Annotated in this window: 9 protein-coding genes and 1 riboswitch; of the genes, 3 read left to right on the top strand and 6 right to left on the bottom strand. The window is 66.2% G+C overall.

Annotated elements, in window-relative coordinates:
* Both CKO28_RS28135 and CKO28_RS25140 read left to right on the top strand, forming a co-directional pair.
* A partial coding sequence (locus CKO28_RS28135; RefSeq protein ID WP_207168925.1) for a hypothetical protein occupies window positions 1–199 on the top strand: 199 nt, incomplete at its 5' end.
* A 45-nt stretch (window positions 200–244) separates the two neighbouring features.
* A riboswitch (cobalamin riboswitch) is annotated at window positions 245–492 on the top strand.
* Between the two features lie 117 nt (window positions 493–609).
* A complete protein-coding gene (locus CKO28_RS25140) occupies window positions 610–1,965 on the top strand; it encodes a glycine cleavage T C-terminal barrel domain-containing protein (protein ID WP_242480809.1) in 1,356 nt (451 codons plus the stop codon).
* A 209-nt stretch (window positions 1,966–2,174) separates the two neighbouring features.
* On the opposite strand, the gene CKO28_RS25135 is transcribed toward CKO28_RS25140, so the two are convergent.
* The gene (locus CKO28_RS25135) at window positions 2,175–3,896 is read right to left on the bottom strand and encodes a methyl-accepting chemotaxis protein (protein ID WP_200343750.1); all 1,722 of its coding nucleotides are present in this window, start codon (window positions 3,894–3,896) and stop codon (window positions 2,175–2,177) included.
* A 652-nt stretch (window positions 3,897–4,548) separates the two neighbouring features.
* Between CKO28_RS25135 and CKO28_RS25130 the strand changes: the two genes are divergently transcribed.
* Window positions 4,549–6,195, top strand: coding sequence for a recombinase family protein (locus CKO28_RS25130; protein ID WP_200343748.1), 1,647 nt, complete (start codon window positions 4,549–4,551; stop codon window positions 6,193–6,195).
* Window positions 6,196–6,332: 137 nt separating this feature from the next.
* On the opposite strand, the gene CKO28_RS29005 is transcribed toward CKO28_RS25130, so the two are convergent.
* The 5 genes from CKO28_RS29005 to fdhD form a co-directional block, all read right to left on the bottom strand.
* A complete protein-coding gene (locus CKO28_RS29005) occupies window positions 6,333–6,455 on the bottom strand; it encodes a hypothetical protein (protein ID WP_274611086.1) in 123 nt (40 codons plus the stop codon).
* Window positions 6,455–6,982 (bottom strand): IS66 family transposase, encoded by a 528-nt coding sequence (locus tag CKO28_RS25125; protein WP_200343746.1) that lies wholly within the window; start codon window positions 6,980–6,982, stop codon window positions 6,455–6,457. The genes CKO28_RS29005 and CKO28_RS25125 overlap by 1 nt, the downstream gene beginning before the upstream one ends.
* Entirely contained in the window at window positions 6,928–7,923 is a 996-nt protein-coding gene (locus CKO28_RS25120) for an IS66 family transposase (protein ID WP_200343744.1), read from the bottom strand. The genes CKO28_RS25125 and CKO28_RS25120 overlap by 55 nt, the downstream gene beginning before the upstream one ends.
* Before the next feature lie 167 nt (window positions 7,924–8,090).
* Window positions 8,091–8,756 (bottom strand): molybdenum cofactor guanylyltransferase MobA, encoded by a 666-nt coding sequence (mobA, locus tag CKO28_RS25115; RefSeq protein ID WP_200343742.1) that lies wholly within the window; start codon window positions 8,754–8,756, stop codon window positions 8,091–8,093.
* Window positions 8,749–9,696, bottom strand: coding sequence for a formate dehydrogenase accessory sulfurtransferase FdhD (gene fdhD, locus CKO28_RS25110; RefSeq protein WP_200343740.1), 948 nt, complete (start codon window positions 9,694–9,696; stop codon window positions 8,749–8,751). Before fdhD ends, mobA begins: the two co-directional genes overlap by 8 nt.
* Between the last annotated feature and the right edge of the window lie 161 nt (window positions 9,697–9,857).

The raw sequence follows: 9,857 nt of genomic DNA, 5'->3' as shown, positions 1-9,857 counted from the left end.
TCCGACAGCGACAGCCTCGGCGACAACCCCAGCGACAACAACCGAGAAGGAGGTGACGACACCGAAAGCTAAGCCCTCAACATCATCGACCCGCACCGGCTACGACCTTGTCGCTCAACCGGTCACGTTGCTTGACGCGCTACAGCTCGTCTTGCGTCATGGCATCAAGAAGGTGATCGCGCGAACAACGACGCGGTGAGGCGAGTGTATGGCGCTCTATCGATACTGAAATTCGGCGCGATGACACATGGTGTCATGTGGTGGTGCCCCTTGATCGGGGTGAACAGGGAATTCGGTGCGGTGTCCCGGCGAGCGTCGGCGGCGACGCCAAGGCCGAAGCTGCCCCCGCAACTGTAAGCGGCGAGCGCCGTCGCCCGAAGGACCGGTATGAGGGTCCATGCCACTGGACGCGGCCATCAGGACGCGCTGGGAAGGCCGCCGAAGGCGCGATAACCCGCGAGCCAGGAAACCTGCCACCACGAGTTCAGACGCCAACCGGGCGGGGTGTACCGATGGACACATCACTGACGCCGTTCTTCAGGCTCAGAGACGCGATGTGCCCGCACGACCATTCCCGCCACATGACCCATGTGGACGGAACACAAAACCATGGATGACGGCAAGCTTCCCAAGGCGCACGAACTGACCCACGAACAGTATCACGCGCACCCGAACGTCCCGAGCATCGACCAATCGGATCGCAACGTCCCCTTCAACCTTCGGCAATCGGGTCCGACCCCTGTGCAAATGCTGGTGTCGACCCGGGTTCGCAAATCGCCGTTCTGGCATCTCTCGATTGAGGCCGGAGCTTGGCGCGCGACAGTCTACAACCGCATGTACCATCCCCGTGGTTACGTGAAGCCGGAAGACGGCGGCGCGATGGCCGAATACGACGCTCTAGTCAACCGTGTTACCCTCTGGAATGTGGCGGTGGAGCGACAGATCCAGGTGAAGGGGCCGGATGCCGAAGCCTTCGTCAATTACGTGATTACGCGGGACGCCACCAAGATCAAGCCGATGCACGGTAAGTATGCCATCCTGTGCAACGAACAAAGCGGCATTCTAAACGATCCCGTGCTGCTGCGGCTCGCTGAGGACGAGTTCTGGTTTTCGATCTCGGATTCCGACTTGATGCTCTGGCTTCAGGGCGTGAACCACGGCCTGCATTTCAATGTCACGATCCGCGAACTGGATGTCGCGCCCCTACAGGTTCAAGGCCCACTGTCCGAGCCTCTTATGGCCGACATCGTCGGCGATGAGGTCAAAGACCTTCCCTACTACGGCCTGATGCACGCAAAAATCGGAGGCTGTCCAGTGGTCGTGAGTCAAACCGGCTTCACTGGCGAAAAGGGCTACGAGGTCTATGCGTATAACGCCACGCTGAACGCGGAAGCGGTTTGGTACGGTATCCGCGGGCCTGGCGCGAGTTACGGCCTGCGCGTGATCGCGCCGGCGCACCACCGGCGCATTGCAGCGGGTATTCTGTCCTGGGGCCAAGACATCGACTTCGAGACCTCGCCGTTCCAGGCAAACCTGGCCTATCAGGTGCCGCGCAAGAAGGAAGCTGACTATATCGGCAAGGGAGAGCTGGAACGACAGCGCGCCGAGATCGATGCCGGCCGTTACCCCTTCGCACTGAAGCTCGTCGGCCTCAAGATGGAGGGCCATCCGATCACGGACTACGCCAGTGACTTCTGGCTGATCCGCGAGCCTGGCGCCGGTCGCGTCGGCTATGTCACCTCGCCATGGTGGTCGCCCGAACTAGAGACGAACATCGCGCTCGGCTACGTCCCCTATCGTTTGAGCGCCCGGGACACGGAACTGAAGGTCGAACTACCGGCATACTACTCCGATGTCTCTGGTCAGCCGGTTCGCGCCAGGGTCTGCCGCGTGCCCTTCCGTCCCTCTGTGAACCCCAGTGCCCGCGAACGCGCGGAGCAGGAAGGGCGCGACTGGGCGGATTAGCCTCCGTTCGCTATTACGTTCGCGACAGGTCAGTACGGGACGTCGACGCGAGGCTGTTCGGATCTCTGGCTTAAATACTTGTGTGAAGGGCCGCATCGCAGATCCGGCCCTTCACACTCCGCGTGGGCGGTCGTCGGCTGCCTTTTCAAACCACGGCTCAAGGGGTGCAGGCCGTTTGCCATTCGTAGCAACTAAGACCGCAGGTCGGCTCAGGCAGCGCGGACCTCGGCGATGAAGTCGTCGACCTCGTGGCGCAGGCGCTCGGACTGCTCGGACACCTCGCCGGCCACAGACAGCACCTGACTGGAACCCTGCCCGGCCTGCTGGGCGGCCTCGCTGACCCCGGAGATGTTGCGCGTGACCTCCTGGGTGCCCTGGCTGGCCTCCTGCACGTTGCGGGCGATCTCCTGCGTCGCCGCGCCCTGCTCCTCGACCGCGGAGGCGACCGACTGAGCGATCTCGTTGACCCGATCGATGGTGGTCGAGATGCCCTGGATCGCGTCCACGGCCGCGCCGGTCTCCGACTGGATCTGATCGACCTGGCCGCGGATCTCCTCGGTCGCCTTGGCGGTTTGGTTGGCGAGCGACTTGACCTCATTCGCCACGACCGCGAAGCCCTTGCCGGCGTCGCCGGCGCGCGCGGCCTCGATCGTGGCGTTGAGCGCCAGCAGGTTGGTCTGCTCGGCGATGTCGGAGATGATCTGCACCACCTCGCCGATCTTGTCCGCGGCGGCCTTCAGCCCCTCGACCTGCTGGTTAGTCCGCTGCGCCTGCTCGGAGGCTTCCGAGGAAATCCGCGAGGACTCGCTGACCTGCCGGCTGATGTCCTGGATCGAGCTCGCCAGTTCCTCGGAGGCGCTGGAGACTGTCTGGACGTTGGCGCTCGCTTCCTCGGATGCGGCGCCGACCGTCTCGGCCTGCCGGATGGTCTGCTCCGACGTGCTCGACATCGTCTGCGCGGCCTGTTCCAGCTGCCCGGCGGAGCCCGCCAGCTGCTGCACCACCTGGCCGACCGACTGCTCGAACTTGTCGGCGAGCGCGCGGGCCGTCTGCCGTTTCTCTTCCTGGGCGCGCTTTTCGGCTTCTGCCTGCTCGGCTTCCAGGCGCTGCTTGTCCGCAAGGCCCGCGCGGAAGGTCTCCAGCGCCCGGGCCATGTCGCCGACCTCGTCCCGACGGTCCTGGTCGGGCACGTCCGTGGTCATGTCCTGGGTATTCGCGATCGTCGACATCGCCGCCGTTAGGCGCGGGATCGGCCGCAGCATCCGCCGGAACAGCCCGAAGGTTAACGCGGCGGAGAGCAGCAGCAAGACAACGGCCGCGCCCATCAGACCGAGGGCGAGCTTGTCCTTGATCGCGGTCAGGCTGTCCTTGAGCACGCCGGCGTAGAGGATGCCGATCACGTCGCCGGCTGGATCGAAGATCGGCTCGTAGACGGTGAAGTAGTCCCGGCCCAGGATGGTGGCCTCGCCCAGGTAGGTCTCGCCCGCGGTGATCACCGGATAGACCGCGCCGTTCTTGCCCAGATTGGTGCCCACCGCCCGGTTGCCGTCAGGCTTGACGATGTTTGTGGTGCGCCGCCAGAAGTCGCCGTTCTCGGGCTCGTAGACGAACACGGTCGCGGTCTCGCCGGTCAGCAGGCCGACCTTGTCGATCATGCCGTGGCCGTCGAACTCGGGAATCTCCGGCAAGGTCAGGCGCTGCACCTGCTTGTCCGGGCCGAGCTGGACGTCGAGCTCCGGATAGCGCTCCGACATCACCACCGCCGCCGTGCGCAGGCTGGCGTTTTGCCGCTCGATCGTCTGGCGCTCGATCTCGGCGTTGATCTGGAACAGCGTGACCGCGCTCACGGCGGCGATCGACGCGCCGATCAGGGCGATCGTGACCAGCGTGGTCCGCGTGGTAATGCGTAGGCGCGCGAACGGATTGGTCATGGTCCTGCGTTGCCTCCAGCTTAACTGCGTGGACCCGCGGCGACCCGCCGCATGACGGTGCGCAGTACAGCTTCGCGAGGGTTACCGGGCCTTTAATGACGTGCATGAATTTTTCGAATGGAAACCTAGAAGCTGGAGCCGAGCCTCAGCACGGAGGTGCGGGGCAACAATTAAGAATTTTCCCGCTGAGAGCAGTCTTCTCATGATCGGTTACCGTAACAGGCCGCCGGAGAGGCTCTCGGCCGATTACCTTACCGCGGCATCAACGAAGACCCGAATGTACGAGGTATGTACAATCTGCAGTTCGCGATAATGGCGGGTTATCATTTCCAGAACAACGATCTCCGTCTAAGCGCCGCCAAATTGAGACAAGATCGCATCAGTGTTTTGGACGTAGCTTGCTACAAAGCGATGTTCGCCATCGTGGCAACCCTCCAACCTCTGTCGAATGGAGAGCAAGCCCCCAAAGGCCGGACGCATTGAGCGCCCTGCAAACCGAGCGATGCTTCAAGAGGTCGCCGACCGGTCCGACCTCCGGCTCCGTGCGATCGTCCGGGCGCTCGCCCGCCACGCTGCGCGAACGCACCACGCTGAGGCTTGTTCGAAAGGTGAAACGGACTCAAACTCGGAGGAGTAACCGAGAGGTCCCGCCATGCCCGCCGTCGCTCTCTACGCCCGCTACTCTTCCGACCACCAACGCGATGCTTCGATCGAGGACCAACTGCGCCTCTGCCGCGAGCGCGCCGCGCACGAGGGCTGGCCGATCGCGGACAGCTACAGCGACCGCTCGATCTCCGGCGCCAGCCTGATGCGCCCGGGCATCCAGGCGCTGATGCAGGACGCCCAAGCCGGACGCTTCCAGGTGGTTCTGGCCGAATCCCTGGATCGGATCAGCCGTGACCAGGAGGACATCGCCGGCGTCTACAAGCGCCTGACCTTCGCCGGGGTGCGCATGGTGACGCTGTCGGAGGGCGATATCAGCGAGCTGCACATCGGCCTCAAGGGCACGATGGGCGCGCTCTACCTCAAGGACCTGGCCGACAAGACCCGCCGCGGCCTGCGCGGGCGCGTGCAGGACGGCAAATCCGGCGGCGGCAACAGCTACGGCTATCGCGTCGTCCACCGGACGGGCCCCGACGGCACCCCTGAGCGCGGCGAACGCGCGATCGAGCCGACCGAGGCTGCGGTCGTGCGGCGGATCTTCACGTACTACGCCGTGGGCAAGTCCCCGACCCAGATCGTCCACGAACTCAACGCCGAGGGCGTTCCCGGGCCGCGCGGCAAGGCCTGGGGTCCGAGCACGCTGTTCGGCAACGCCAAGCGCGGCAACGGCGTGCTCAACAACGAGCTCTACATCGGGCGGCTGGTCTGGAACCGGCAGCGCTTCCTCAAGGACCCGACCACCGGCAAGCGGGTGGCGCGCCCGAACCCGCCGGAGCAGTGGGTTACCCAGGACGTCCCGGAGCTGCGCATCGTCGACGACGCCCTCTGGACCAAGGTCAAAGAGCGCCAGACGGCCATCCGCGCGCGCTACGTCAAGGACGACGGCAACGCCCTGACTGCCCGGCGCCGCACCCGCTACCTCTTCTCGGGGCTGATCAAGTGCGGGGAGTGCGGCGGCGGCTACTCCATGGTCTACCGCGACCTGTTCGGCTGCTCGACCTACAAGAACAAGGGAACCTGCACAAACGCTCTGCGCGTCCGGCGCCAGGAGCTCGAGGCGCGCGTGCTCGCCGCAATGCGCGACAAGCTCATGGACCCGAGCCTCTTCCGGGCGTTCTGCGAGGAGTTCACGCGCGAACTCAACCGGCTGCGGATGGACGCGTCCGCGGGGATCGCCGCCAAGCAGGCGGAACTTGAGAAGGTCGAGCGGGGCATCCACAAGATCGTCGAGGCGATCAAGGAAGGCTACCGAACCCCTGGCATGAAAGACGAGCTGTTCGCTCTGGAGGACCGCAAGGCCAAGCTGACCGAGGACCTGGCCCACGCGGCGACGCCGCCCGCCCTCCTTCACCCCAACATGGCGCAGCAATACCGCAAGCGGATCGACGGCTTGTTCACCGCGCTGCAGGACGAGCGCACGCGGCTGGAGGCGGGCGACGACGTCCGGGCGCTGGTCGGCCGGATCGTCGTCTCGCCTGACCAGGACGGCCGTGCCGCCTTGTGGCTGGAGGGCGATCTCGCCGGCATTCTGAGCCTGGCGTCGGGGACAAAAACACCCGCCGCATCGAGTGATGGGCGGGTGCTGACATCGGTGGTTGCGTGGGTGGGATTTGAACCCACGACCTTCAGGTTATGAGCCTGACGTTCAAAACTCCGGCGCATCTGTGGCTTATGAGATTCGACCGTACATTGGGCAAAAACCCGGGCACGCGGCATGCCGGTGGTCCGACGCCGTCCAATCAGCAGTTGTCGATGTGATGGGACGGGCCCGGCTCAGGTCGGCGCCCGGGCTCGGATGAGGTCGGGCAGTGGCGGGACGTCTGGGACATCCGGGATCGCGAGCCGGTTGCCGAGGTAATCCCAGAACGAGACGCCCAGCTTGTCGCAGGTGGTCATCAGCCCGAGGAAACCGACACCTGGCAGTCACGTCCGCGGTCGCTGACGGTGCCGCCGGAGAGCTTCCGGCGGGTGACCTGGCAGCGGATGTCGCGCTCCGAACCGTTGGTGTGTAGGGGCACCTCCGGGCGATCCAGAACGGTGAGCAACTCGCTCTTGCGGGCGTGCAGCCGGCGCAGCAGCCGGTCCAGCGGAGCGAACCTGGTGCGTCGGTCGAACACCCGGTCGAACCGCCGCCTGAGCTGGGCCTTGCGCTCGGCGGTGAGCGCCTCGGCGTAGAGCTTCAGGTCGGCGTAGAACCACCAGATAAGGCGGCGGACCCAGTCGACGGCCTTGCGCTGGGCGGCGTTGAAGGTGTCCAGGCCGTTGACCAGCCGCTCGGCATGGACCCAGCGCAGCGCGTGCTTGCCGACCCGGAACTGACCGGCGTCATCCGACAGCACCACTGCGTCCAGCAGGAGGCCGTGCTCGATCACCGCGCCCCAGAGCGCCCCCTCTGTCGCGATACGGACCGGGTCAGGCTGCACGGCGCCTGGTCCAAACCGAGTGCGCTCAGGTGCGCCTGCCAGCTCGCCGCATCCGGAAAGTAGGTCGGGCCCTCGGCGAGCTGGTCGATCACCGCCTGCGACAGGTTACGCCCGCGCATGTAGGCGAGCGCCTCGGCGTTGACGACGTAATCCGTGTGCCCGGCGCGCAGCAGCTCCAGGAAGTTCTGCCGGCTCTTGGAAAAGCGCGTCAGGAACGCGGTGAACCGGTCGTCGCCGATCTGGGTACAGTAGCCGTTGCGCGCCTGATGGCGAGCGCCGGTATCATCGACGCTGACCCAGGCCGCCGTCGCCAGCCCGGCGTGCAGCACGTCTTGGGCCTCGGTGAGGAACGCTTCGGCGTCCGTGTCGTCGAGCAGGCGGCGCACCTGCCGGCGATCGATGTCGACGCCCAGATCGCGCAGCTGCGTGGTGATCCGCGGGATGGTCATCTGCCCGCGATGGTACAGGGTTACGATCAGCCGGCGGAGATCGCCGCCGTAGTGCCCCTGGACGTGACCCGGCAGCTCCGCCGTCACGGTCCGCCCGTTGGGCGTCAGCCAGCGCTCGCGGCGGTACCGCACGGTGCGCGCCCGGATCACCAACTCCTGGACGAGGTGATCCTGGTAACCCTTGAACCGCGAGCCGTTCGGCAGGTCCGCCGGCTGCAGGTGGCGATCCTCGTCGATCCTCAGCCGACTGCGCTTGCTGCCGCGTCCGGGCTTCTTGCTCTTGGCTTTCGCTTTCGACGCGCCACGGCTCTGCGCCTTCTCCGCCATGCCGCTCGGCTTCACATCGGGCCGCGGCGGCTTGCCCTTGAGCCGGGCGTTCTCATCGCGCAGCGCGGCGTTCACGCGCTCAAGGAGCGTCTGCACCAACTCCTTGAGGTCCTCGTGCGAAGCGTTGTCCAGATCTGGCGGCACGTCGACCATACCCCGACGCAACCAGAGTAGAGTCCCGCGGACAACCCGTGATGAGTCTCACCTTACGCCGTGCCCGGGAAGATGCCCCAGTTACATTCGACCTAGCCTTGAGGCAAATGTCGATGAAGCCACCCGACGAGACGCGCGATTAATTGTGAGACTCTCTGGTTTTTTGTGAGACGTCACACCTACCCGGCCGCGAGCAGCCGCTCCGCCTCGGCGAGGTCGTCGGGGTGGTTGGTGTTGAAGAACGGATCGCGCGGGCCGTCGGGGCGGTCTTCCAGCGGGAAGTCGACCGTCACCAGCTTATGCCGGGCGGTCCAGACGTCGACCTTGCGCACCTCCTCCTCGACCATCGCGCGGCGCAGGTCGTGCCGCAGGTCGACGCGCCACAGGCCGAACACCGGGTGGCTGCGCCCCTGGCTCGCGGCGCACGCCAGGTCCGCGCCGTCGGCCTCGGCGGCCTGGCGCAGGCGGGCGACCAGGTCGGTCGGCAGAAACGGCGCATCGCAGGCGAAGCTGGCGACCCAGGTGACCTCGGAGGCGTGACGCGCCGCCCACTCCATGCCGGTCAGCACCCCGGCGAGCGGGCCGGCGAAGCCCTCCACCACGTCGGGGGCGACCGGCAGGCGCACGTCGGCGAAGCGGTTGGGGTCGCCGTTGGCGTTCAGCACCAGCCGCTCGACCTGCGGGGCGGCGCGGTCGATCACGTGCTGCAGGATGGGACGGTCGCCCAGCTTGCGCAGCGTCTTGTCGCCGCCGCCCATCCGGCGCGACTGCCCGCCCGCCAGCAAGACGCCGCAGACCGCGGGCGCGTGCGGATTGTTAGGTCCGGAGCTTGCGGTCTCAGCCATCGCCACGGCTGCCCTTGCGCTGGTGCTTCGGGTCCTCGTCGGCCAGCTTGTGCGGATCGACATCGTAGACGATCCGCTCGGCGCCCGACAGCGCCATGAAGCGCTTGCCCTTGGCCCGCCCGATCAGGGTCAGGCCCGCCTGCCGGGCCAGGTCCACGCCCCAGGCGGTGAACCCGGAGCGCGAGGCCAGGATCGGGATGCCCATCTGCACCGTCTTGATCACCATCTCGCTCGTCAGGCGGCCGGTCGTGTAGAAGATCTTATCGGCCGGCGAGACGTCGTTCAGGAACATGTAGCCGGCGATCTTATCCACCGCGTTGTGCCGGCCGACGTCCTCCATGTACAAGAGCGGCCGGTCCTCCTGGCACAGCACGCAGCCGTGGATCGCGCCGGCCTCCAGGTACAGGCTGGGCGTGGAGTTGATCTTCCGGGTCAGGCTGTACAGCCAGGAGGTCTTGATCGTCGCGTCGGTGGCCAGCGCGATCTCGTCGAACTTCTCCATCAGATCGCCGAACGAGGTGCCCTGGGCGCACCCGGACGTCTTGGTCTTCTTCTTCAGCTTCTCTTCGTAGTCGGTCTCCCGGTCGGTGCGCACCACCACGACTTCCAGTTCGTCGTCGTGGTCGATGCCGGTGATCGTATCGTCCGGGCGCAGCATGTTCTGGTTCAGAAGGAACCCGACCGCGAGGTACTCGGGGTAGTCCGCCACCGTCATGGCGGTGACGATTTCCTGGTTGTTCAGGTAGATCGTCAGCGGGCGTTCGATCACCACGCGGGTGGCGATCGGCTGGCCGTCCTGGTCGACGCCCTCGACCTCCTGGGTCAGGCGCGGGTCCTTCGGCTCCGGGCGAACCAGGAATTCCGCCAGCGTGCGCGCGTCCGCCGCCTTCGGCCGGGCGCGCGGCGCCGCCTTGGGCGCGGCCGTGGTGTCGTCGCTCATTGGGGCTCCCTTCGCCAACGGGTTGGCAGGGCGCGGCAGCGGGTTCCTTCTCCTCCAATGGGAGGAGAGGGACAGGGTGAGGTGGCTTCCTGCGGCCTTCGCGGCGCGAAAGCCGTGCAGACCTACCCCACCCTAGCCCTCCCCTTCGAGCGAAGGGGAGG

It is taken from the genome of Rhodovibrio sodomensis (assembly GCF_016583645.1).
In the GTDB taxonomy this organism is placed as follows: Bacteria; Pseudomonadota; Alphaproteobacteria; order Kiloniellales; family Rhodovibrionaceae; genus Rhodovibrio; species Rhodovibrio sodomensis.
This window is presented reverse-complemented; position numbering and strand designations above follow the sequence as displayed.